General features: G+C 59.1%; 23 protein-coding genes. 12 read left to right on the forward strand and 11 right to left on the reverse strand.

What is annotated here, in order from left to right; genetic code table 11:
• Window positions 1-28: 28 nt before the first annotated feature.
• Window positions 29-919, reverse strand: coding sequence for a LysR family transcriptional regulator ArgP (locus ACQRAX_RS12395; RefSeq protein WP_412039766.1), 891 nt, complete (start codon window positions 917-919; stop codon window positions 29-31).
• A 124-nt stretch (window positions 920-1,043) separates the two neighbouring features.
• Here ACQRAX_RS12395 and ACQRAX_RS12400 point away from each other — a divergent pair, with 124 nt between their 5' ends.
• From ACQRAX_RS12400 to ACQRAX_RS12450, 11 genes are all read left to right on the forward strand, one after another.
• The gene (locus tag ACQRAX_RS12400; protein ID WP_045189952.1) at window positions 1,044-1,643 is read left to right on the forward strand and encodes a LysE/ArgO family amino acid transporter; all 600 of its coding nucleotides are present in this window, start codon (window positions 1,044-1,046) and stop codon (window positions 1,641-1,643) included.
• 189 nt (window positions 1,644-1,832) lie between these two features.
• Window positions 1,833-2,429, forward strand: coding sequence for a superoxide dismutase (locus ACQRAX_RS12405; protein WP_136474726.1), 597 nt, complete (start codon window positions 1,833-1,835; stop codon window positions 2,427-2,429).
• 237 nt (window positions 2,430-2,666) lie between these two features.
• Entirely contained in the window at window positions 2,667-4,748 is a 2,082-nt protein-coding gene (locus ACQRAX_RS12410) for a putative bifunctional diguanylate cyclase/phosphodiesterase (RefSeq protein ID WP_412039908.1), read from the forward strand.
• A 150-nt stretch (window positions 4,749-4,898) separates the two neighbouring features.
• Window positions 4,899-6,233: an imelysin family protein gene (locus ACQRAX_RS12415; RefSeq protein ID WP_412039767.1), complete on the forward strand. Its 1,335-nt coding sequence runs from the start codon at window positions 4,899-4,901 to the stop codon at window positions 6,231-6,233.
• 138 nt (window positions 6,234-6,371) lie between these two features.
• Window positions 6,372-6,854, forward strand: coding sequence for a hypothetical protein (locus ACQRAX_RS12420; RefSeq protein ID WP_412039768.1), 483 nt, complete (start codon window positions 6,372-6,374; stop codon window positions 6,852-6,854).
• Window positions 6,855-6,877: 23 nt separating this feature from the next.
• A complete protein-coding gene (locus ACQRAX_RS12425) occupies window positions 6,878-7,261 on the forward strand; it encodes a hypothetical protein (RefSeq protein ID WP_412039769.1) in 384 nt (127 codons plus the stop codon).
• 114 nt (window positions 7,262-7,375) lie between these two features.
• On the forward strand, window positions 7,376-8,803 hold the full coding sequence (locus ACQRAX_RS12430; protein ID WP_412039770.1) for a di-heme oxidoredictase family protein: 1,428 nt from the start codon (window positions 7,376-7,378) through the stop codon (window positions 8,801-8,803).
• 16 nt (window positions 8,804-8,819) lie between these two features.
• Window positions 8,820-9,884 carry an imelysin family protein gene (locus ACQRAX_RS12435; RefSeq protein WP_412039771.1) on the forward strand — a complete coding sequence of 355 codons (1,065 nt, stop codon included), beginning with the start codon at window positions 8,820-8,822 and terminating at the stop codon, window positions 9,882-9,884.
• 2 nt (window positions 9,885-9,886) lie between these two features.
• A complete protein-coding gene (locus ACQRAX_RS12440) occupies window positions 9,887-10,984 on the forward strand; it encodes a DUF1513 domain-containing protein (RefSeq protein ID WP_412039772.1) in 1,098 nt (365 codons plus the stop codon).
• 156 nt (window positions 10,985-11,140) lie between these two features.
• Window positions 11,141-12,292 (forward strand): efflux RND transporter periplasmic adaptor subunit, encoded by a 1,152-nt coding sequence (locus tag ACQRAX_RS12445; RefSeq protein WP_412039773.1) that lies wholly within the window; start codon window positions 11,141-11,143, stop codon window positions 12,290-12,292.
• Between the two features lie 14 nt (window positions 12,293-12,306).
• Window positions 12,307-15,354: a multidrug efflux RND transporter permease subunit gene (locus ACQRAX_RS12450; protein ID WP_412039774.1), complete on the forward strand. Its 3,048-nt coding sequence runs from the start codon at window positions 12,307-12,309 to the stop codon at window positions 15,352-15,354.
• Between the two features lie 49 nt (window positions 15,355-15,403).
• Here the strand turns inward: ACQRAX_RS12450 and ACQRAX_RS12455 are convergent, their stop codons facing one another.
• The 10 genes from ACQRAX_RS12455 to ACQRAX_RS12500 all read right to left on the reverse strand — a co-directional run bounded on the left by ACQRAX_RS12455 (window position 15,404) and on the right by ACQRAX_RS12500 (window position 24,007).
• Complete coding sequence (locus ACQRAX_RS12455) at window positions 15,404-15,631, reverse strand: hypothetical protein (protein WP_412039775.1); 228 nt, start codon at window positions 15,629-15,631, stop codon at window positions 15,404-15,406.
• On the reverse strand, window positions 15,631-16,335 hold the full coding sequence (locus ACQRAX_RS12460; RefSeq protein ID WP_412039776.1) for a lipopolysaccharide kinase InaA family protein: 705 nt from the start codon (window positions 16,333-16,335) through the stop codon (window positions 15,631-15,633). Before ACQRAX_RS12460 ends, ACQRAX_RS12455 begins: the two co-directional genes overlap by 1 nt.
• A gap of 5 nt (window positions 16,336-16,340) precedes the next feature.
• Window positions 16,341-17,021: a class I SAM-dependent methyltransferase gene (locus ACQRAX_RS12465; RefSeq protein WP_412039777.1), complete on the reverse strand. Its 681-nt coding sequence runs from the start codon at window positions 17,019-17,021 to the stop codon at window positions 16,341-16,343.
• Between the two features lie 115 nt (window positions 17,022-17,136).
• The gene (locus tag ACQRAX_RS12470) at window positions 17,137-18,432 is read right to left on the reverse strand and encodes a sensor histidine kinase (protein ID WP_412039778.1); all 1,296 of its coding nucleotides are present in this window, start codon (window positions 18,430-18,432) and stop codon (window positions 17,137-17,139) included.
• Window positions 18,422-19,105 carry a two-component system response regulator ColR gene (gene colR / locus ACQRAX_RS12475; protein ID WP_107026664.1) on the reverse strand — a complete coding sequence of 228 codons (684 nt, stop codon included), beginning with the start codon at window positions 19,103-19,105 and terminating at the stop codon, window positions 18,422-18,424. The genes ACQRAX_RS12470 and colR overlap by 11 nt, the downstream gene beginning before the upstream one ends.
• Window positions 19,106-19,342: 237 nt before the next feature.
• Window positions 19,343-20,995, reverse strand: coding sequence for a chaperonin GroEL (groL, locus tag ACQRAX_RS12480; RefSeq protein WP_412039779.1), 1,653 nt, complete (start codon window positions 20,993-20,995; stop codon window positions 19,343-19,345).
• A 47-nt stretch (window positions 20,996-21,042) separates the two neighbouring features.
• Window positions 21,043-21,336 (reverse strand): co-chaperone GroES, encoded by a 294-nt coding sequence (locus ACQRAX_RS12485; RefSeq protein ID WP_009050540.1) that lies wholly within the window; start codon window positions 21,334-21,336, stop codon window positions 21,043-21,045.
• A gap of 254 nt (window positions 21,337-21,590) precedes the next feature.
• Window positions 21,591-22,097 carry an FxsA family protein gene (locus ACQRAX_RS12490; RefSeq protein WP_412039780.1) on the reverse strand — a complete coding sequence of 169 codons (507 nt, stop codon included), beginning with the start codon at window positions 22,095-22,097 and terminating at the stop codon, window positions 21,591-21,593.
• A 64-nt stretch (window positions 22,098-22,161) separates the two neighbouring features.
• Window positions 22,162-22,893, reverse strand: a complete 732-nt coding sequence (locus ACQRAX_RS12495) for a HugZ family protein (RefSeq protein WP_412039781.1) — start codon at window positions 22,891-22,893, stop codon at window positions 22,162-22,164.
• Window positions 22,894-22,999: 106 nt separating this feature from the next.
• On the reverse strand, window positions 23,000-24,007 hold the full coding sequence (locus ACQRAX_RS12500; RefSeq protein ID WP_412039782.1) for a DUF481 domain-containing protein: 1,008 nt from the start codon (window positions 24,005-24,007) through the stop codon (window positions 23,000-23,002).
• A 151-nt stretch (window positions 24,008-24,158) separates the two neighbouring features.
• On the opposite strand from ACQRAX_RS12500, the gene ACQRAX_RS12505 reads away from it, so the two are divergent.
• Complete coding sequence (locus tag ACQRAX_RS12505) at window positions 24,159-24,512, forward strand: MGMT family protein (RefSeq protein ID WP_412039783.1); 354 nt, start codon at window positions 24,159-24,161, stop codon at window positions 24,510-24,512.
• Window positions 24,513-24,514 lie beyond the last annotated feature (2 nt).

The following is a 24,514-nucleotide window of genomic DNA, read 5'->3' on the forward strand; positions in this document are numbered from 1 at the left end:
TTTCAGATGCTGCTGACGCTGCCAGACCTTACAAGGGCACCAGCCAGTGCCGGGAGGTCTGGCGCAGATGTTCAGTCAATTGCCCGAGCAGTTGTCCGCCATTACGCCAATGATGCCAGTACAAGGGCACATCGATGGGTTTATCCGGTGAAATTTCTACCAGAGCGCCGCTGGCCAGTTGTTCACGCACCTGCAACTCGGGCACCAGCCCCCAGCCCAGGCCGGCTTCGGTCATGCGCAAGAATCCCTCGGATGACGGGCACAGGTGATGCATGAAGCCATCGGCGATACCCAGCGAAGCCAGGTAACGATGCTGAAGAAAATCATCTGGCCCGAACACCAGCGCCGGGGTACGTGACAAGCGCTGGGCATCAAAGCCTTCGGTAAAATAGCGAGCCATGAAGGCTGGGCTGGCCAGGGCGCGGTAACGCATCGCCCCCAGCAGAATACTGCGCGCACCTGCCACTGGCCGTTCACTGCCACACAGGCAGGCAGCCACTTCTCCGGCGCGCATGCGCTTGAGGCCGACCTCCTGATCCTCAACTACCAGGTCGAGCAATACCTGTTGCTCCGCGCAGAAGGCGCCGACCGCCACGGCCCACCAAGTGGCCAGGCTATCGGCATTGAGGGCGATGCGCAGCCGTTCCGGCATGCCCTCCTCGTCCAGCGCCGGCACCTGGCTTTGCAGGTCACGCTCCAGCAGCCGCACCTGTTGCACATGGTTAAGCAAGCGCCGACCGACATCGGTCGGGCTGGGCGGCGTGGCGCGTATAAGCACCGGTTGCCCGACGCGCGCTTCGAGCAATTTAATGCGCTGGGAAATCGCCGACTGCGACAAGCCCAGCACCTGCGCTGCACGCTCGAAACCAGCCTGTTCAATGACCGCCGCCAGGGCCGAAAGCAATTTGTAATCGAACATTATTTTTCCTAATGCCGGATCAGCTTTATTTGTTTTTCTTATACATCTGCCCCCCCCAGAATGGCCAGCATCTTCTTTTGGTTTTATGCGCCAGCGTCCTGCTGGTGACTGTGGAGCATCCCCTATGTGGCAAAGCTACCTGAACGGCCTGCTGGTCGCCTTCGGCCTGATCATGGCGATCGGCACCCAAAATGCGTTCGTCCTGGCCCAGAGCCTGCGTCGTGAACATCATTTGCCGGTGGCCGCACTCTGTGTATTCTGCGATGCCCTTCTGGTCGCGGCCGGGGTGTTCGGCCTGGCGACAGTGCTGGCGCAGAATCCGACCTTGCTGGCGGTAGCGCGCTGGGGCGGCGCGGTGTTCCTGATCTGGTACGGCAGCAAAGCCTTGCTGCGGGCCTGCTCAAAGCAAAGTTTGCAGCAAACCGAGGGCCAGGGCCTGCGCTCGCGTCGAGCAGTGCTGCTCAGTGCCCTGGCAGTGACCCTGCTCAACCCCCATGTGTACCTGGACACCGTATTGTTGATTGGCTCCCTGGGTGCCCAACAAACCGTACCCGGGGCCTACGTGGCGGGCGCGGCGAGTGCCTCGTTGCTGTGGTTCTTCACCCTGGCTCTGGGCGCTGCCTGGCTGGCACCGTGGCTGGCACGTCCCGGTACCTGGCGCCTGCTCGACCTGATGGTGGCGGTGATGATGTTTGCCGTGGCGGCGCAATTGATCTTCACCTGAACGCCATTCGTCTGCTGCTAGCGAAGGCTCTGGGAACCTCTTTCCCGTACACTTGTTGCGTGGTTATGCACCGGGCCCGGTGCTATGATCCAGCCCTTGCGTCGCAAAGAGTACAAACTCCCCGACGCACACCGGCCGCCCGTGATCGGCCTTGCGCTCACCGCAACAGACCTGATTAGGAGAATCATCATGGCTTTTGAATTGCCGCCGCTGCCTTATGCACACGACGCCCTGCAGCCGCACATTTCCAAGGAAACCTTGGAGTTCCACCACGACAAGCACCACAACACCTATGTCGTGAACCTGAACAACCTGGTGCCAGGCACCGAGTTTGAAGGCAAAACCCTGGAAGAGATCGTCAAGTCCTCTTCGGGCGGTATCTTCAACAACGCCGCTCAGGTCTGGAACCACACCTTCTACTGGAACTGCCTGGCGCCAAACGCCGGCGGCCAACCTACCGGCGCGCTGGCTGAAGCCATCAATGCTGCGTTCGGTTCCTTCGACAAGTTCAAGGAAGAGTTCACCAAGACGTCGGTCGGCACCTTCGGTTCCGGCTGGGGCTGGCTGGTGAAAAAAGCTGACGGTTCCCTGGCCCTGGCCAGCACCATCGGCGCCGGCTGCCCGCTGACCAGCGGCGACACCCCGCTGCTGACCTGCGACGTCTGGGAGCACGCCTACTACATCGACTACCGCAACCTGCGTCCTAAGTACGTCGAGGCGTTCTGGAACCTGGTCAACTGGAAGTTCGTTGCCGAGCAGTTCGAAGGCAAGACCTTCACCGCTTAAGCAAACAGCTTGAGGAAAAACCCGGCGTGTCCGGGTTTTTTTTCGCCTGTCCGGCGCTGTCTGGCTCTTGCTCCAAGCTGATACCACGCTAACATCAAACCTTGGGACGTATGCTTGCACAATTAAAGTCGCAAGGCCGGGCAACCGATACAGTGACAGCAGCCGTTCCATCATCTCGGGGGTGGCGACTGTTGTGCCAACGGCCGATAGTGGATTGCCAGAAATGATGGCAAAATGATGCCATGCGCATGGATTAAGGAAACCCCATTGAAGCTGGAACTCAAGAACAGCTTATCGATCAAGTTGCTCAGGGTCGTACTGCTCTCGGCACTGGTGGTCGGTGTCGTTCTCAGTTGTGCGCAGATCGTCTTCGATGCCTACAAGACTCGTCAGGCAGTGGCCAGCGACGCCCAGCGAATCCTTGACATGTTCCGCGACCCTTCCACCCAGGCGGTGTACAGCCTGGACAAGGAAATGGGCATGCAGGTCATGGAGGGCTTGTTCCAAGACGAGTCGGTGCGCATGGCCTCTATTGGCCATCCCAACGAAACCATGCTCGCCGAAAAAAACCGCCCCTTGCAGGAGTCATCGACACGTTGGCTGACCGACCTGATCCTTGGGCAGGAACGGACCTTCACCACGCAACTGGTCGGCCGTGGCCCGTACAGTGAATATTATGGCGACCTGAGCATCACCCTCGACACCGCCTCCTATGGCGCCGATTTTTTAATCAATTCAGTAATCATCTTTATCTCCGGTGTACTGCGCGCCCTGGCCATGGGCCTGGTGCTGTACCTGGTCTATCACTGGATGCTGACCAAACCGCTGTCGAAAATCATTGAACATCTTACCCAGATCAATCCTGACCGCCCCAGCCAGCATCAGTTGCCGTTGATCAAGGGCCATGAACGCAATGAGCTGGGGTTGTGGGTCAACACCGCCAACCAGTTGCTGGCGTCGATCGAACGTAATACTCATTTGCGTCATGAGGCGGAAAACAGCCTGCTGCGCATGGCCCAGTACGACTTTCTGACCGGTCTGCCCAATCGTCAGCAACTGCAACAGCAACTGGACAAGATCCTGGTCGACGCCGGCCGCCTGCAACGCCGGGTGGCAGTGCTGTGTGTTGGCCTTGACGACTTCAAGGGGATCAACGAGCAGTTCAGCTACCAGGCCGGCGACCAACTGCTGCTGGCCCTGGCCGATCGCCTGCGCGCCCACAGTGGCCGACTCGGCGCCCTGGCACGCCTGGGTGGCGATCAGTTCGCCCTGGTTCAGGCTGATATCGAGCAGCCCTACGAAGCGGCGGAACTGGCCCAGAGCATTCTCGATGATCTGGAGGCACCCTTCGCCCTCGACCATCAGGAAATCCGCCTGCGCGCCACCATCGGCATCACCTTGTTCCCGGAAGACGGTGACAGCACCGAGAAGTTGCTGCAAAAAGCCGAACAGACCATGACCCTGGCCAAAACCCGCTCGCGCAACCGTTACCAGTTCTACATCGCCAGCGTCGACAGCGAGATGCGCCGTCGACGCGAGCTGGAAAAAGACCTGCGCGAAGCCCTGCCGCGCAATCAGTTGTACCTCGTCTACCAACCACAGATCAGCTACCGCGACCATCGCGTGGTCGGCGTCGAGGCGCTGCTGCGTTGGCAGCATCCGGAACTGGGCATGGTCCCACCGGACCAGTTCATTCCCCTGGCCGAACAGAACGGCAACATCATCACCATCGGTGAATGGGTGCTCGATCAGGCCTGTCGGCAACTGCGCGAATGGCACGACCAGGGTTTCAGCGAACTGCGCATGGCGGTCAATCTATCGACCGTACAACTGCACCACAATGAACTGCCGCGGGTGGTCAACAACCTCTTGCAGATCTACCGCCTGCCACCACGCAGCCTGGAGCTGGAAGTCACCGAAACCGGTCTGATGGAAGACATCAGCACCGCTGCCCAGCACCTCCTGAGCTTGCGCCGTTCCGGCGCGCTGATCGCCATTGACGACTTCGGTACGGGCTATTCCTCGCTCAGCTACCTGAAATCCTTGCCACTGGACAAGATCAAGATCGACAAGAGCTTCGTTCAGGACCTACTCGATGACGACGACGATGCCACCATCGTTCGCGCCATCATCCAACTGGGCAAGAGCCTGGGCATGCAGGTTATCGCCGAGGGCGTGGAAACCGCTGAACAAGAGGCCTACATCATTGCCCAGGGTTGCCATGAAGGTCAGGGCTACCACTACAGCAAACCGCTGCCGGCCCGTGAACTGACGGTGTTTCTCAAACAGGCACAGCGTAACCAGGTTTCAATTCTCTAGACCCTTACCAGCATTGAGCAAACGGGCAGAAGCACGCGTTTGAATATTTCCGTGACTGCCCCTTTACACAAAATGCAAATCTTTCGCATTATGTTGCAGCTTTTGCGTACCCCGGTACGCATGTCCAACCTCTCGACGCAGGAATTCGCCATGATTCGTATGCCTCTGGCCACCGCCAGTCTGTTGGCCATTGCCATCTCTCTCGCCGGTTGCGGTGACGACAAGGACAAGGCGGCCGCCCCGCAAGCCCAGGCCCCAGCCGCCAGCGCAACAGCACCGGCTGCAGCTGGCGCCGTCGACGAGGCCGCCGCCAAGGCCGTGGTCAAGCACTATGCCGACATGGTTCACGCCGTCTACAGCGACTCGCTGAGCACCGCCAAGACCCTGCAAACCGCGATCGACGCGTTCCTTGCCAAGCCTAACGATGAAACCCTCAAAGCCGCCAAGGCTGCCTGGGTCGCCTCACGTGTGCCTTACCTGCAGAGCGAAGTGTTCCGCTTCGGCAACACCATCGTTGACGATTGGGAAGGCCAAGTGAATGCCTGGCCACTTGACGAAGGCCTGATCGACTACGTCGATGCAAGCTATGAGCACGCATTGGGCAACCCTGGCGCATCGGCCAATATCATCGCCAACACCGAAATTCAGGTCGGCGAAGACAAAGTTGATGTCAAAGAGATCACCCCGGAAAAACTCGCCAGCCTGAACGAGCTGGGCGGTTCCGAAGCTAACGTTGCCACCGGCTACCACGCCATCGAATTCCTGCTCTGGGGCCAGGACCTCAACGGCACCGGCCCAGGTGCTGGCGCCCGCCCGGCCTCCGATTACCTGGAGGGCAAAGGCGCTACTGGCGGCCACAACGAGCGTCGTCGTACCTACCTCAAGGCCGTGACCCAACTGCTGGTCAAAGACCTGGAAGAGATGGTCGGTAACTGGGCGCCTAACGTCGCCACCAACTACCGCGCCACCCTGGAAGCAGAGCCTGTGACCGACGGCCTGCGCAAGATGCTGTTCGGCATGGGCAGCCTGTCGCTGGGCGAATTGGCGGGCGAGCGCATGAAGGTGTCCCTGGAAGCCAACTCCCCTGAAGACGAGCACGATTGCTTCAGCGACAACACCCACTACTCGCACTTCTACGACGCCAAAGGTATCCGCAACGTCTACCTGGGTGAGTACACCCGCCCAGACGGCACCAAGCTGACCGGCCCAAGCCTGTCGTCGCTGGTGGCCAAGATCGATCCGGCCACTGATGCCACCCTCAAGGCTGACCTTGAAGCCACCGAAGCGAAGATCCAGGTCATCGTCGACCACGCCAACAAGGGTGAGCACTACGATCAACTGATCGCTGCCGACAACACCGCCGGCAACCAGATCGTGCGTGACGCCATCGCCTCGCTGGTCAAGCAGACCGGTGCCATCGAGCAGGCTGCTGGCAAACTGGGCATCGCCAACCTCAATCCGGACACTGCCGATCACGAATTCTGATCAACTGTCCTGAGTGATAGAACGCCCGGTCTTGGTACCGGGCGTTTTGCTTTCTGGACTGGGAAAATCTGCCAGCTGCCCTCGCCATCGAAGGTCACCCATCCTCCGGTGCTATTCCAGGCACAGGCAGGAGGATCAATGCACCAGATACTGGATGTATGGGGTGAAGGCCGAATTGTCGATCATTCGACACGCCCACCGGTCATCACCGGCTTCATCGACACCTACAACATCAATAAAGTCGGCCAGCGGATTTCCAACGGGCCGCAAACGGGCCAGGTAATTCCCCACCTACTTTCCGTTACCGAATATGAAAATCCGCTATTCCCCGTGGATGACAGGTCTGTTGCCCATGTCACCTTGATGGGGGCACCGATTACTCCCGGCACGGCCAGAGAGATGTGCCGAGTGCTGGCGCTGCCCGGCACGATCTATCTCTACGACCCCAACGACTTCGATCGCCGGACGTTTGAAGCGGTGGCACAGGAGTTTGGGGTCCACCTGCTTGGGCGTTTCCATCCGTCGGAGCTGGAACCTCCGTTCAGCGAAATCTCGCTGCTGGCCGCTTACGTCTACGTCAGCACGCCCGCCCCTATCCCCAGACCGCAAACCCACTTCTGAGCAAACACTCAAGGAAGAACATCATGGCCAGTGTTACTTACATAAAATCCATCGCCAACAACACCCCCTATACCCTGACGCTGATCAATGGCGAAAATTCCAGCTACATGTTCGCCATTGGCGCTCAAAGTGCCTGGAACGGCTCAATGGCCATTCCCTGGATCGGAAGAAGCGAAGAGAACCACAAAGCGCTAAGGCTGATACTCGGGCCGCGCTCGGAAACCACCATTTGGATCTTCCAGGACTACTGGCAGCCACCCCACGAGAACGCCGTCAAATACATCGTCGCCCCGAGTATGGACTACGAGGGTGCAACCCAGGAACTCCCCGGCGCCAACCGTGGTGGCGGCAACAAAAACCTGATCATCAACCTGGTCAATCGAAATTTCGAGGTATCTATCGTCTGATACCGACATCGAATTCACGACGATTTCATCAAGCAAACGCTAATCCCTCTTATTCCAGGATCCTGAGCCTGCTAAGCTTGCACGCCGGTTTTTTGCTCAAGCTCAGGATCTTTGATGCTTTCCTTGCTGCTCCGTTTCAGCCCTTTGCTTCTGGCCGCTATTCTGGTCGCCTGTGACGACGCCCCGCGTTTCACCCAGGCTGAACCTGGCGAAGCCCTGGGCGGTGGCAAAACGACGGTGAGCAAACGTGACCAGAATGCCTACTCAATGCCTTCGGCCAACCTTGCACCGAGCCGACGCCTGGATTTCAGCGTCGGTAACAGTTTCTTTCGCAACCCGTGGGTGATCGCACCAGCGACGACCACCGCCCGTGATGGCCTGGGTCCGCTGTTCAATACCAACGCCTGCCAAAACTGCCACATCAAGGATGGTCGCGGTCATCCGCCCGGCCCTAGCGCCAGCAATGCGGTATCGATGTTGGTACGCCTATCGATCCCTGATCAGCCCCATTACGCCAAGGTCATTGAGCAACTGGGTATCGTTCCCGAACCGGTTTATGGCGGCCAACTGCAGGATATGGCGGTGCCCGGTGTAGCCCCTGAAGGCAAGGTGCGGGTCGACTACACCTCCGTACCGGTGAGATTCAAGGACGGTACCCAGGTCGAGCTGCGCCAGCCGACCCTGCACATCTCCCAGCTGGGCTATGGCCCGATGCATGCCGACACCCGCTTCTCGGCCCGGATTGCCCCCCCAATGATTGGCCTGGGCCTGCTTGAAGCCATCCCTGAGTCCGCGATTCTGGCCAATGCCGATGCCGAGGACCGCAATGGTGACGGGATTCGCGGCCGCACCAATCTTGTCTGGGATGATGCCCAAGGCAAGACAGTCATCGGACGTTTCGGCTGGAAGGCCGGCCAACCGAGCCTCAACCAGCAAAACGTACATGCGTTTTCCGGCGACATGGGTTTAACCACCAGCCTGCGACCGATGGATGACTGCACCACGGCACAAACCGACTGCCTGAAGGCGGCCAATGGCAACGGTGCCAATGGCGAGCAGGAGGTCAGCGACAATATCCTGCGTCTGGTGCTGTTCTACACCCGCAATCTGGCCGTGCCGATTCGCCAGGACGTCGACTCGCCTCAGGTACTGGCCGGCAAGAACCTGTTTCATCAGGCCGGCTGCCAAAGCTGCCACACGCCAAGCTTCACCACCGCGGCCGATGCCGCCGAGCCGGAGCTGGCCAACCAGATCATCCGCCCCTACAGTGACCTGCTGTTGCACGACATGGGCCCAGGCCTGGCCGACAACCGCACAGAATTTAACGCCAGTGGCCAGGATTGGCGCACGCCGCCCCTCTGGGGCATCGGCCTGACTCAGACCGTCAGTGGTCACACCCAGTTTCTACACGATGGCCGCGCCCGCGACCTGCTCGAAGCCGTGCTCTGGCACGGTGGCGAAGCCGAAGCGGCCAAGCAGCACGTCTTGACCTTCAATGCCGAGCAACGCACTGCGTTGCTGGCGTTCCTGAATTCACTTTAAGACAAAGGAGCCGGGCATGTTCCGTCCGAAATTGTTGTTCACCAGCCTCGCCGCCCTTGCCCTCGGCGCCTGCTCGCCGCAGGACCCGCAAGCGGTAACCTCTGCGGCTATCGCCAAGCAGGTGATCCTGCCGACCTACAGCCGCTGGGTCGAAGCCGACCGCCAGTTGGCCGTCAGTGCCCTGGCGTTCTGCGAAGGCAAGGCGGACCTGGCCACTGCCCGTGCCGACTTTCTCCATGCGCAAAAAGCCTGGGCGGAACTGCAGCCGCTGCTGATCGGCCCGCTGGCCGAGGGTAATCGTGCCTGGCAGGTACAGTTCTGGCCTGACAAGAAAAACCTGGTCGGCCGTCAAGTTGAGCAACTGGTCAACGGCGACAAGCCAATCGACGCGGCGACCTTGGGCAAATCCAGCGTCGTAGTACGTGGCCTGTCGGCCTACGAATACATTCTTTTCGACAGCAAACCAGATGCTGCCAATGCCGAACAGAAAGCCCGTTATTGTCCGCTGCTGGTCGCCATCGGCGAACACCAGAAGGCCTTGGCTGAGGAGATCCTCAAAGGCTGGAACAATACCGACGGCATGCTGGCGCAGATGACCAAGTTCCCCAATCAGCGCTATGCCGACTCCCACGAGGCTATCGCTGATCTGCTCCGGGCCCAGGTCACTGCCCTGGATACCCTGAAGAAAAAGCTCGGCGCACCGATGGGCCGCCAGAGCAAGGGTATCGCCCAACCGCTGCAGGCCGAAGCCTGGCGTAGCCATTCCTCGCTCAAAAGCCTGGAAGCGAGTCTGACTGCCGCCCAAACCGTTTGGGTAGGTGTTGATAATCAGGGCCTGCGCGGTCTGTTGGGCAAGGATCAGAAAGCCCTGGCTGACAAGATTGACGCAGCCTATGCCACCGCGCTGAAACTGCTGAGTGCCAATCAGAAGCCATTGGGCGAACTGCTTGACGACGAAGCTGGCCGCCAGCAACTCAATGCCATCTACGACAGCCTCAACGTCGTCCACCGCCTGCACGAAGGCGAGCTGGCCAAGGCGCTGGGCATTCAGCTGGGCTTCAATGCCAACGACGGTGACTGATCATGTTGCGACGCCAGGCTCTCAAACTCGGTAGTGTTCTGCTCAGCGCCCTGACCCTCGGCGGCTGGACCCTGTTTCGCGGCAAGAGCAGCGGCCCGCTGCTGCTTTCAGCGCGTGACGACGGTGATGGCAAGCACTATGCCGTCGGTTACCGCTTGGACGGCAGCCAGGTATTTGCCACCGAAGTAGCCCAGCGCTGTCATGACATCATCAATCATCCCGAACAGCCAATCGCCCTGTTCGTGGCCCGCCGTCCAGGCACCGAGAGCTACCTGATCGATCTGCGTGATGGTCGTCTGTTGCAGACCATCACTTCGCAACCGAACCGGCACTTCTATGGGCATGCGGTGATCCACAAGAGCGGTGAATGGCTGTATGCCACCGAGAACGACACCACCGACCCCGGTCGTGGTGTACTCGGTATCTACCACTTCGAGGGTGAGCGGCTGAGCCACAGCGGTGAAATTTCCACCCACGGTATTGGCCCGCATCAAGTGTCGTGGATGCCCGACGGTGAAACCCTGGTGGTAGCCAACGGTGGCATTCGCACCGAGGCTGAAAGCCGAGTGGAAATGAACCTCGACGCCATGCAGCCGAGCCTGGTGCTGATGCAGCGCGATGGCACGCTGCTGAGTAAAGAACAGCTACCGCAACAGATGAACAGCGTGCGCCACCTGGCGATCGCCAGCGACGGCACCATTGTCGCCGGTCAGCAGTTCATGGGGGCGGGCGACGAAACCGCTGAATTGCTGGCGATCAAACGTCCAGGGCAAGCCTTCCAGGCCTTCCCGGTGCCCGAGCAGCAGTTGCAGGCGATGGCCAACTACACCGCCAGTGTCGCCATTCACAGCGAATTGCGCCTGGTCGCCCTTACGGCGCCGCGGGCCAATCGTTTGTTCATCTGGGACCTGGATTCCGCGCAAGTGCGTCTGGATGCGCCGATGCCCGACTGCGCCGGTGTCGGGGCGGTGGCTGATGGCTTTGTCGTTACCTCAGGCCAGGGCCGTTGCCGACTCTACGATTGCCGCAAGGCTGAACTGATCGGTCAGCCTATGCAGCTGCCTTCTGGACTCTGGGATAACCATCTGCACCTGGCCTGAAAATAAGGAGCTTCACGAGGCGCAATCGCGAAAATAACCCAGGAACATCGCTTCCCGTCCCCGGTCAAACGAGTAATATTCGGCTACAGCGCACGTGGGCAGGATCGCCCGCAGTCGTGCCAAACGAACAATAAATCGTCTCCAAGGAACTGGACTATGCTGCGCCGCCGCATGCTCATCATGTTGGGTGTTGTGCTGTTGCTTGTGCTGATTCTGGGGGGCTACAAGGCGTTCTCCATTTATCAGCAGATCCAGACGTTCTCGGCTCCCAAGCCACCAATTAGTGTGGCTGCAGCCGAGTCGAGCAAGCGCGCATGGCAAAGCCGCCTGCCAGCGGTCGGCAGCCTCACCGCCCTGCAAGGGGTCGACCTGAGCCTGGAAGTCGCCGGCACGGTCAAGGCCGTGCAGTTCGAGTCCGGGCAGAAAGTCCTCAAAGGCCAACCTTTACTGCAACTCGACAGCGATGTCGAAACCGCCCTGCTCGGCACGGCTCAGGCTGACCTTGGCTTGGCCCAGGTGGATTTCAATCGCGGTAGCCAACTGGTTGGCAGCCAAGCGATCTCCCGCGGCGAATACGACCGCCTCAATGCCCAGTACAAACGCAGTAAGGCGGTGGTCGATCAGCTCAAAGCCTCGCTGGCGAAAAAAAGCATCAGTGCGCCGTTCAGCGGCACCATCGGCATTCGCCAGGTGGATGTCGGCGACTACCTGGCCAGTGGTACGGTAATCGCCACCTTGCAAGACCTGAGCAGCCTCTACGTCGACTTCTACATCGCTGAACAAGCAATCCCCAAGCTAAGCCTCGGCCAACAGGTGCTGGTCAGTGTCGCTGCCTATCCGCAGCAGACCTTTCCCGGCAGCATCAGCGCGATCAACCCCAAAGTCGAAGACAGCACGCGCAACATCCAGGTACGAGCCACCCTGGCCAACCCTGAGGGCAAGCTGTTGCCCGGTATGTTCAGCAGCCTGCAAGTGCTGCTGCCCGACCCACAGCCGCAGGTGGTGGTGCCAGAGAGCGCCGTGACCTACACCCTGTACGGCAACTCGGTGTACGTGGCGGTAGCAAAAAAGAACGACGACGGCCAGCCACAGAAAAACGCCGAGGGCCAGGCAGAGCTGATTGCCGAACGCCGCTTCGTCGAAACCGGCGAGCGTCGCGATGGCCTGGTCGTCATCAGCAAGGGGCTCGAAGCCGGCGAGCAGGTGGTCACCGCCGGCCAATTGAAGCTGACCCAAGGTGCGACGATCACCATCAGCCCCGACAAAACCCTGAAAGAGTCGCCCAACCACCAGTCGCGCGCTAACTGATCGAGGCATTCGTCATGGCTTTTACCGATCCGTTCATCCGCCGTCCGGTACTGGCCAGCGTGGTCAGTCTGTTGATCGTGCTGCTCGGCTTTCAGGCCTGGAGCAAGCTGCCAATTCGTCAGTACCCGCAGATGGAAAACGCCCTGATCACAGTCACCACCGCTTACCCCGGGGCCAACGCCGAAACTATCCAGGGCTACATCACCCAGCCCCTGCAGCAAAGCCTGGCCAGCGCCGAAGGCATCGACTACATGACGTCGGTGAGCCGGCAGAATTTTTCGGTGATTTCCATCTATGCGCGTATCGGCGCCGACAGTGACCGGCTGTTCACCGAACTGCTGGCCAAAGCCAACGAGGTCAAGAACAAGCTGCCCCAGGACGCCGAAGACCCGGTGTTGAGCAAGGAAGCCGCCGACGCCTCGGCACTGATGTACATCAGTTTCTACAGCAGTGAGTTGAGTAATCCGCAGATCACTGACTACTTGTCGCGGGTGATCCAGCCAAAGCTCGCCACCTTGCCCGGCATGGCCGAAGCGGAAATCCTCGGCAACCAGCTATTTGCCATGCGCCTTTGGATCGACCCGGTGAAGCTCGCTGGCTACGGCCTGAGCGCCAACGAAGTGACCGATGCGGTGCGTCGCTACAATTTCCTATCAGCGGCCGGCGAGGTCAAAGGCGAGTACATCGTCACCAGCATCAACGCCGCCACCGAGCTGAAAACCGCGGAGGCGTTTGCCAATATCCCGCTCAAGACCAGCGGCGACAGCCGGGTGTTGCTCGGTGATGTGGCGCGGGTTGAGATGGGCGCGGAAAACTACGACACGGTGAGCTCCTTTGCTGGTATCCCGTCGGTCTATATCGGCATCAAGGCCACCCCCGCCGCCAACCCGCTGGAGGTGATCAAGGAGGTGCGCAAACTGATGCCCGAGCTGGAAAGCCAGTTGCCGAGCAACCTCAAGGCGTCCATTGCCTACGACGCCACCTTGTTCATCCAGGCGTCTATCGACGAAGTGGTCAAAACCCTGGTCGAAGCGGTACTGATTGTCATCGTCGTGGTGTTCCTGTTCCTTGGCGCGTTGCGTTCGGTGCTGATCCCGGTGATCACCATTCCGCTTTCGATGATCGGCGTGCTGTTCTTCATGCAACTGATGGGTTACTCGCTGAACCTGTTGACCTTGCTGGCAATGGTGCTGGCCATTGGTTTGGTGGTGGACGATGCCATCGTCGTGGTGGAGAACATCCATCGCCACATCGAAGAAGGCAAGACGCCCTTTGAAGCCGCCCTTGAAGGCGCCAGGGAGATCGCCATGCCGGTGGTGTCGATGACCATCACCCTGGCAGCGGTGTATGCCCCTATCGGCTTTCTTGAAGGCCTGACCGGGGCTTTATTCAAAGAGTTTGCGCTGACCCTGGCCGGCGCGGTGGTCATTTCCGGGGTGGTCGCCCTGACCCTGTCACCGATGATGTGCGCCCTGCTATTGCGCCACGAGGAAAACCCCAGTGGCCTCGCGCACCGCCTGGATCGGGCCTTCGAGGCACTCAAGGTGCGCTACCAGAAACTTTTGCACGCTACCCTCAATACCCGCCCGGTAGTTTTGGTGTTCGCGGTGATTGTCCTGTGCCTGATCCCGATCTTTCTGATGTTCACCAAGAACGAACTGGCCCCGGATGAAGACCAGGGGATCATCTTCATGATGGCTACCGCGCCGCAGCCGACCAACCTTGATTACCTGAGCGCCTACACCGACGAGTTCATGTCCATCTTCAAAACGTTCCCCGAATACTATTCCTCATTCCAGATCAACGGTTTCAACGGTGTGCAGTCAGGTGTCGGGGGCTTTTTGCTCAAGCCATGGAACGAGCGCGAGCGCACCCAGATGGAACTGCTGCCACTGGTGCAAAGCAAGCTTGAGGGTATCGCCGGCCTGCAGATTTTCGGCTTCAACCTGCCCTCGTTGCCTGGCACCGGTGAAGGTCTGCCGTTCCAGTTCGTGATCAACACTGCCAACGACTACGAGTCATTGCTGGAGGTGGCCGACCGGGTCAAGCAACGCGCGCTGGACTCAGGCAAGTTCGCCTTCCTCGATATTGACCTGGCTTTTGATAAACCCGAAGTGGTGGTCGACATCGATCGAGCCAAGGCCGCCCAGATGGGCGTATCGATGGATGCCCTGGGCGGCACCCTGGCGACGCTGCTGGGTGAAGCAGAGATCAACCGCTTCACCATTGATGGTCGCAGCTACAAAGTAATCGCCCAGGTTGAACGACCGTACCGGGACAACCCCGACTGGTTGAGCAACTACTACGTCAAGAACCAGCAAGGACAGATGCTACCGCTGTCGACGCTGATCAGCCTTAGCGATCGCGCGCGACCACGCCAGCTCAACCAGTTCCAGCAATTGAACTCGGTGATCTTCCAGGGCTTCCCCACGGTCAGTATGGGCGAGGCCCTGGAGACAGTGCGCAACATTGCCAGCGAGGAAGCACCTGAGGGATATGCCTTCGACTATGCCGGGGCGGCGCGACAATTCGTTCAGGAAGGCAGTGCGTTGTGGGTAACCTTCGGTCTGGCGCTGGCGATTATCTTTCTGGTACTGGCGGCGCAATTCGAAAGTTTCCGCGACCCGCTGGTGATTCTGGTCACCGTCCCGCTGTCGATTTGCGGGGCACTGATCCCGTTGTTTCTCGGGATCTCCAGCATGAACATCTATACCCAGGTCGGCCTGGTAACGCTGATCGGCCTGATCAGCAAGCACGGCATCCTGGTGGTTGAATTCGCCAACCAGTTGCGCGTGCAGAAAGGCTTGAGCGCCCGTGAGGCGGTGGAAGAAGCCGCAGCGATCCGCTTGCGTCCGGTACTGATGACCACCGCAGCCATGGTCTTTGGCATGCTGCCGCTGATTCTGGCCGGCGGCGCAGGCGCAGTGAGCCGCTTTGACATCGGAACAGTGATTGCCACCGGCATGTCGGTAGGCACTCTATTCACCCTGTTCGTCCTGCCCTGCGTCTATACCCTGCTGGCCCGCGCGGACGTGGCACAGACACAGACGCAAACCGCCTGAACAGCAAAAGGCCTCGTCACTGACGAGGCCTGTTTGATACCCCTGACGCTCAGGCTGGCGAGCGCAGGCTCTGACTCATGCCAAACAGAAACAACAACAGGTCTGGATCAGGCTGAGCGCTGACCTCACTTTTCATTACCCGTGGTAGCGGGCATTGGCTCGCCAAGTCGATCTTGCTGACCACTTGCGGACGTGGCTCCTCCCAGGCTGCTGCCGCCGCCGTAGCGACAGCCAAAGCCAGTAAGAGAAACAAACCTCGAGCTAATTCTAGTTTCATCACTCTAAACCTTTGACAGCGCTGCCAAACGCTCTCTGATAAAAATAGAGCAGCTTTCGCCATTCTGCGTCATTGAATGACGAATGGCGGCGCAGTTGCTTTAAGTCATTGGCTGCAGCGCGCTGGCAACTGATACGCCGCCGACATTTTTCCAGATCCAGCAATGCCACTTCGGCGCGAGCCTCTGCGCCTTCGCCGATGACTTTGATAAATACATGCTTGCCGTACAGGCAGCCGTGCTGCCAATGACCACGGTGCATACGCGCAAGGTTTTGCGCCAGGTCCTGGAGCATACGCTCATGCAAGGCCTCGCTGTAACGTTCGCGGGCCCCTGAGGCGTACCAGCTGTCGCAATCTTCAAAGCCGTCCAGAGCCTTGCTGACCAGCAAGGCGCGCCACTGATGGTCAGCGTCACGCTCAACCCCGCAATAAACAATATGCGGCACCCGCACACCCAGTTGCTCGAAGCTGCTTATGGCATCGTATTCACGTAAAACCGTCGGGCGACCAAACGGATGCATCAAGCTGCGGTAGATATGGCCGATCTGACGTTTGGCATAGAGCATCTGGCCGTTTTCATCGTTCAGCCGTTGCACACCACTTTCACCACCCCGACGCTGGTTGGGTTCTTCCACCCACTCGCCCTGTTGCTGCCAGAAATGGTCAAACTGGCCTGCTGCCGCTGCTGAACGCTCTACCGCCATGCCTATTACCCCTTGCGTAATACGTATACTCGCCACATGGCATAGAACGGTAAAAAGTCCAATCGTTCCTGAATGCGGAAACCGGCGTCCTGAAACTCTTGCTCAACTGTGGCAACCGGTAACACGAAACGATTCTGATAGCTGGGTTTGCCAGTCTCGGCGTAACGGCGCTTTTCCAGTTTCTGGCGGCGCCAGGCTTTGAAATTGCCATCGACCCATAGCGACAAAATCACGCTGTCACGGGTAACACGTTGAAATTCTGAGAGAATTGTTTTGCGGTGAGCGGCGTCACCAATATGGTGCATCAGCCGCATACAGAAAATGCTGTCGACTGCGTTGTCTGGCAGATCGATCGCAAATGCTGAGGTTTGCAAAGTCCGTACCCGCTCGACGATATGTGCTGGCTGCGACTTGCTAGCAGTTTCCAGCATCGCTTCGGAGTTATCGGCACCGATGATCACGCGGTTGGGCTTTTCTGCCAGCATCGGCCAGAAGCGACCGGCGCCACACGGTAGGTCGAGGACCAGACCGGGTTCGCCAGCCAGTGCCAGCGCGCGACGGGCCATCTGTTCGTCACGTGTATGCGACAGGCGCCGAGCCAGGCCGTCCTGATGCTTGAGAAAGTATTCCTGAGCATGTTGCTGGTCGTACTTTTCGGAAAACTCGAGTTTGATGGGGCTACGCATGGTGCATCTCCTGACTCTAATTCCCCCACCTTAAGTAGATAAGCGTAGGCGTCAGGTTATGCACGCGTGAAAAATTCGTGAGTTGAACAAATAAAAGTTACAGAATATTTCATCATTACCCTTCAAGCGGGCGCTCGGGTCCCCGACTCAGGTCCACGTGAAAGCGGCAGCCATGAGGTTCCATCGCGCTCAGGCTAACCGTCCAGTTCTGGTCATCACAAATCCGCTGCACCAGCGACAGGCCCAGACCAAGCCCTTCGCCACGCCGCTCATCACCACGGACGAACGGGCGAAACATGGCCTCACGCTGCTCTTCGGGAATCCCCACACCACTGTCCTCGACCAAGAACCCCGTAGGTTCCAGGATCAGGCGGATAAAACCATCGTCGGTGTAGTGCGCAGCATTGCGCAGCAGGTTACCCATCACCGCCTGCAGAAAGGTAGCGTTGTACAGCGTCGGCAAGCCTGCCTTGGCGTCATACAGCAGGGTCAGGCCTTTTTGTTCGATGGTATCGCGCCAGACGCCGATCAGGTCGTCCGCCACCTCCTTGAGGCTGGCCTGCGAAGCCACCGCACCTTCATCACGTTGGGCCCTGGCGAGCATCAGGAAGGTTTTCACCAGTTCCTGCATCTCTTCAGTGGCGCGGGCGATGCGCTCAACTTGGGAACGTGCACGCGTATCAATGTTAGGGTTGACCAGCAGCAGCTCACACGAGCTGGCCAGGACCATCAACGGTGTGCGCAGCTCATGGCTGACATCACTGGTGAACAGACGTTCGCGGGTCAAAGCATCACGCAGGCGTCCGAGAGTGTCATCGAAGGCTACTGCCAGTTGTCCGACTTCATCCGCCGCGTAATCCGGCGCCAGCGGCGGTGCCAGACCCAACAGCTGGTCGCGATGGCGAACCTGGCGTGCCAGGCGGATCACCGGCGCCATCACCCGACGGGCCAACACCCAGCCAAGAAACACCGCCAAGGCCAGACTGAGCACAAAACCTACCACCACGACCGCAAACAGCACACGCTCGCGCTCTTCGAAATCGCTCTGGTCCTGAAGCAACACGTAACGCCGCCCATCCACCACTTCGACCATGGCGTGATAAGACAATTGCTCGCGAAACACTTCATGAAAGCCTGGGCTCAGGTGACGCAAGTCATTGGGCAATTCGAAATCGTCGCGCCCGCCGCTGTAGTAGAACAACTGGTCGGGGCGTGGCCGGTGACTCCAGTCACTGACGCTGTCCATGCGCAGTAGGCGCTGCAGATCGCCGCCAAGGACCGCCGAGATCAAGCGCTCTTCAACCAGGTGAACAGTCGCGACAATGCCGAAGGCGAACGCGCCGGCGACCAATGCGCTCATCAGCGCAAACGCGATGATGATGCGTTGGGCGAGGCTCTGCTTAAACTCCATCACGGCCCTCGGCCAGGCGATAGCCGACGCCATGCACGGTATGCAGCAATGGTTTCTCGAAGGGTTTGTCGATTACCTGACGCAATTGGTGGACATGACTGCGCAGGCTGTCACTGTCCGGGCAGTCATCGCCCCAGAGCGCTTCTTCCAGCACCTCGCGACGCAATACATGCGGGCTCTTCTGCATCAGCACGGCCAGCAACTTCAAGCCCACCGGATTGAGTTTGAGCAACTTGCCCTCGCGGGTCACTTCAAGGGTGTCGAGGTCATAGCACAGGTCACTGACCTGTAAGGTACGCCGCCCGCCGCCTTGAGCCCGGCGCAGAACGGCTTCGATGCGCGCAGCCAGCTCTGACAGGGCGAAGGGCTTGAGCAAGTAGTCATCAGCGCCCGAGCGGAAACCTTGCAGGCGGTCGTCGAGCTGATCGCGCGCGGTGAGCATGATCACCGGCGTATCACGCCGGGCGTCTTCACGCAGGCGCTTGCACAGGGTATAGCCGTCAATCCCCGGCAACATGATGTCGAGCACGATCAAGTCATAGTGCTCTGTGGCTGCCAGGTGCAGGCCGGACAGACCATCCTGGGCGCAATCGACCGTATAGCCTTTGAGGCCCAGGTAGTCGGCCAGATTGGCAAGGATATCGCGGTTGTCTTCAACCAATAGAATTCGCATGGGGTTCTCCCGTCCAGGGCGTTTGCCTGCTTGGCAGGCGCAGCTTACGGCCATCGCTCTCGCTCGGCTAGGTCGGCGCGACTTTATTGCAGACTAACGTTTTTTTCACTGTGCCTTCACACACAGGTTATAGCGACTACCCAAGAGACCGGTATCAAGCGTATCCCCTCAACTATCCCATAACCAAAAAAAAGCCCCGCACTAAGCGGGGCTTTTTCTCAAGCGGGTAAGGCTGGCTTACATCATGCCGCCCATGCCGCCCATACCACCCATGCCGCCCATGTCTGGCATACCGCCGCCAGCAGAAGCTTCAACAGGTGCATCAGCAACCATGGCTTCGGTAGTGATCATCAGACCACCGATCGAAGCAGCAGCTTGCAGTGCCGAACGGGTGACCTTGGCTGGATCGAGGATACCCATTTCGATCATGTCGCCGTACACGCCGGTAGCAGCGTTGTAACCGAAGTTACCGGTACCTTGCTTGACTTTATCGACCACTACGCTTGGCTCGTCGCCAGCGTTGGCAACGATCTGACGCAGCGGCGCTTCAACAGCGCGACGCAGCAGCTGGATACCAACGTTCTGGTCTTCGTTGTCGCCTTTGAGCTCGGAGATAGCCTGCAGCGAGCGCACCAGGGCAACACCACCGCCAGGCACCACGCCTTCTTCAACGGCTGCACGGGTAGCGTGCAGGGCGTCTTCAACGCGGGCTTTCTTCTCTTTCATTTCAACTTCGGTGCCAGCACCGACCTTGATCACGGCAACACCACCAGCCAGCTTGGCCAGACGCTCTTGCAGTTTTTCACGGTCGTAGTCCGAAGAGGTCTCTTCGATCTGGGCACGGATCTGCTTGACGCGTGCTTCGATGTCCGCTTCCTGACCAGCACCATCGATGATGGTGGTGTTTTCTTTGGACAGGGTGACGCGCTTGGCGTTACCCAGGTGCTCCAGGGTTGCGGACTCCAGGCTCAAGCCGATTTCTTCGGAGATCACGGTACCGCCGGTCAGGACAGCGATGTCCTGCAGCATGGCCTTGCGACGGTCGCCAAAGCCTGGGGCCTTGACCGCAGCAACCTTGACGATGCCGCGCATGTTGTTGACCACCAGGGTCGCCAGCGCTTCGCCTTCAACGTCTTCAGCGACGATCAGCAGCGGACGGCCAGCCTTGGCAACGGCTTCCAGAACTGGCAGCAGTTCACGGATGTTGGAGATCTTCTTGTCAACCAGCAACAGCAGAGGGCCTTCGAGCTCGGCAACCATGGTGTCTGGCTTGTTGACGAAGTAAGGAGACAGGTAGCCGCGATCGAACTGCATGCCTTCAACGACCGACAGTTCGTTTTCCAGGCCCGAGCCTTCTTCAACGGTGATCACGCCTTCTTTACCGACTTTTTCCATGGCTTCGGCAATGATGTCACCGATGGAGTTGTCGGAGTTGGCAGAGATGGTACCTACCTGAGCGATGGCCTTGGAGTCGGCGCATGGCTTGGACAGGGACTTCAGCTCTTTGACGATGGCGATGGTGGCCTTGTCGATACCACGCTTCAGATCCATCGGGTTCATGCCGGCAGCAACGGCTTTCAGGCCTTCGCTGACGATGGCTTGAGCCAGAACGGTTGCAGTGGTGGTGCCGTCACCCGCTTCGTCGTTGGCCTTGGAGGCAACGTCTTTGAGCAGCTGGGCGCCCATGTTTTCGAAGGCGTCTTTGAGTTCGATTTCTTTGGCAACCGACACACCGTCTTTGGTGATGGTCGGAGCGCCGAAGCTCTTGGCCAGAACAACGTTACGGCCTTTCGGGCCCAGGGTAGCTTTTACTGCGTCAGCCAGAACGTTGACACCAACGAGCATTTTTTTACGGGCGGAGTCGCCGAATTTTACGTCTTTAGCAGCCATGATCGTTTAATCCTTGAATACTTTGGAGTAACGGGAAACCAGCGGGATCAGCCTTCGATAACAGCGAGAATCTCGTTCTCAGCCATTACCAGCAGGTCTTCGCCGTCAACTTTCACAGTGTTGCTGCCCGAGTAAGGGCCGAAAACCACCTTGTCACCCACTTTCACGGCCAGCGCACGCACTTCACCGTTGTCCAGGATGCGACCGGTACCTACAGCGACGATTTCGCCACGGTTAGGTTTTTCAGCGGCCGAACCTGGCAGAACGATACCGCCAGCGGTTTTCGATTCTTCTTCGCTGCGACGGATAACGACGCGGTCATGCAGAGGACGAAGCTTCATTGTCGATCTCTCCTAATTGTGGTTTTCATCGGCCGGTGTCGACACCGGCGGGTTGATGCTTGCGGCGTAGCCGCTCATGGCTCGCACCGCGAACCACGCATGTAATGTCCAGGGCAAGCCCCTGGAAACCTTGCGGTAACCCCTACATGAGGTCGCCAAGATCAATTACAAGGCTTGCACATGAAAATTTTTAGCGATTGATCCTTTAAAGCAGAACGGCCCCTGCTGGGGCCGTTCGGACAATTGCTGACAGATCACAGATCGCGAGGATCGCGCAGGTTACGTGGCTCACGAGGATCGCGGTGCTCATACTCACCTTCGATCACGTTCGGCCGGCGTGGCTGGCCATTCGGGCTGCCGGGACGCGTCATGAACGGATCATCACCAAAGGCACGCTGGCGCATGGCCTGGGCTTCGGCGCGCGCACGCATCTTGCGCCCGATCAGGCGACGACTGAACGGCAGCAGGAGGACCAGGCCGATCACGTCGCTGATAAAGCCTGGCAACAGCAACAGGCCGCCGCCAAGGGCCAGCATCAGGCCCTGGAACATGTCTTCTGCTGGCAGTTCGCCGCGCTGCATGCTCTCGCGGGCACGCAGAGCGGTGGCCAGGCCGGCCACCCGCACCACCAGCACACCCAGAGCGGAGCCAGCAATGATCAGCAGCAACGCCGCAAAGAAGCCGATCGCAGTGCTGACCTTGAAAAATACATACAGCTCCAGCACCGGAAAAATCAGAAACAGCAATAGAAAAGCACGCATCAATGGTTCCTCTGCGCAAGAAGTCCTTGCAATACACCTTTAATGGTTGCGCTCAATCGCTATTTCAACCCTGGACCCGCTCACGCGCTGGCCATTGATCGGCGCGGGCCAGAAAAACCAGGGCTTCGCGCACTTGTATCGGCGTATTGCAGGGCACCGCGAACGGCAGCCAATGCAGGCCCTGACCAATACGCAGGTGCATGCCTTCGCTGTCGATGCCGACCATCTGCGCGGCCGTGCCCTGTGGCAGGCCACTGAGTTGGACATAATGGGCGATGGCATTGGCGTGGTCGCTGTTCATGTGTTCGATCATGCTCAGCTCGGCCTTGCCGGCGAACGGATTGGCCAAGCTCAGGTGATCGATCCAGTGGATCGCGCCAAAGCCGCCAATGTAGCGGTGACGTACCGGCTTGAGCACCCAGAAGTCGAAATCGTGGGCGTTGTGGTAGTTGCTCGAATCAGGGAAATAGCGGTAGTAGCGCTCGGCAGCAGCTTCGACTGCCGCAGGTTCGTCGAGCTTTTGCGCGTTGGCCAGGACGGTCAGGCGACCAACCGCCTGCACATCTTCAGCATCACGCTCGCCCACCAGCATCGAGCACTTGGGATCTTTTTGCAGGTTATGAGTGTGCTGGGCGATGCGGCTGATCAGGATCAGTGGATTGCCATCGGCATCAAGGCAATACGGCACCACGGAACCGAAGGGAAACCCCGGCATCGACTTGGAATGCGTCGACAGGACGCCACGGTATTCCTTGAGCAGCAGCTCCCGGGCCTGTTGTGCGACTTTTGCGCTCACGGTGCGACTCCTGACTCGACATCATTCTGAAGGTTGACCGGACGCCAGGCCCGGTCAGGAAATTAACCGTCAAAATAATCATTATCGTCGGTGGTTGCCAGCAGACTTACCAGGTCACACCAAAGCCTGCGGTGTAACGGGTCTTGTCCAGGTCGCTGTCGCGGGTGCCGTCGATGACGTCCTTCTCCGCCTTGAGGTTGAGCGAAGCCCACTCGGTGACCTTGTAGCGCAGGCCGACTTCGGCATCCAGCGCATAGTTGGCCACGCCATCCAGAGGCTTGCCGACTTCGCCATTGGTGAAGAACTCGACCCGTTTGCCGATCAAGTAGCGGTTGTAGTCCCACTTCATTGCCAGGGAATAGAAGTTGTCCTTGCCGCCATCGGCATATTCATAGTCGGTACGGTTAACCAGCGAACCCAGGGAGAACGCGCCCAGCTCGTCATCCCAGAACTGGTAACCCGGACCGGTACCCACGGTGCGCTGACGGGCCAGTTCTTCGATATGGTCACGTTTGTACTCAAGGCGCCCTTGCCAGAACCACTTCTCGGTCAGAAAGCGGTCAAGCGCGTACTCGGCGCTCCAGTTATTGGTGGTGGTCTCGTCGTCTTTGCTCTCGCGGTTGTATTCGCCTGTAGCCTGATGACGCCAGCGACCATGGCGGGCGGAGGTCTTGAAATCGAGGTCATAGTCGTCGCTGTCAGATTCGGCGCGCTGGTAGTCCATGGCCAGGTCAACGTTACCCTTGACCACCAGATCCTCGACCACTGGCTGTGGCTTCATGATCTGCTGGATACTGGCCAGCTCGACGGTCTTGGGCGTCTCGCCGTTGGCCAGGGTCACCTTGCCGTCATCGGCTGCGTGTAGCGATTTGGCTTTCTCGCCGGTATAGGCGTCTTGCTTGACCAGTAGCTCCTGGTCGCTTTCCAGGGTCTTGACCTGCTTCCAATCCAGGGCGATGGAACCACCGTACTCGGTCTTGATCAGCAGTTTGCCGCCATCGAACACGGTGATCTTGCCGCTGAGCCGGTCACCGTTCTTCATCCACACGGTATCGGCAACAGCCGCAGAGCTAGCGGCAATGATCGCAAGACTGAACAAGACTCTAGAAAACATAAGCAGTTACGGACTCTGATTTGCGAAAAAGTCGGGCATTATCCAGATACCCGCCCGTAGAGCAAGGACTGACCCACCTCATGCCATTGAGTTCAATTCCTGTTTCCCCGACGAATGCCCTTGATTCGCTAGCAGCCCCTGCGAGGCCGCGATGAAACCGACACCGGGTGATCCGAGCGAAAATGCCGAGGGCCGACGAATGGCGCTCTATGTGGTGCTAGGGCAAGTGCCCGCGGGCAAAGTGGTCAGCTATGGCCAACTGGCCGAATTGGCCGGTTTAGGCCGCGCAGCGCGCTGGGTCGGGCGTACTCTCAGTCAATTGCCAGCGGACACGCAGTTGCCCTGGCACCGGGTACTGGCTGCCGGTGGTCGGTTGAGCCTGGCGCTGGGCACACCTTCAGGCGACGAGCAGCGCGCCCGGCTGCGAGCAGAAGGCGTCACTCTGCACAATAATCGTGTGGATATGTTACGCCATGGCTGGCGCCCGATGGAGCACAGCGGTTAGAG

This window comes from Pseudomonas sp. UM16 (assembly GCF_050312595.1).
Classification (GTDB): Bacteria; Pseudomonadota; Gammaproteobacteria; order Pseudomonadales; family Pseudomonadaceae; genus Aquipseudomonas.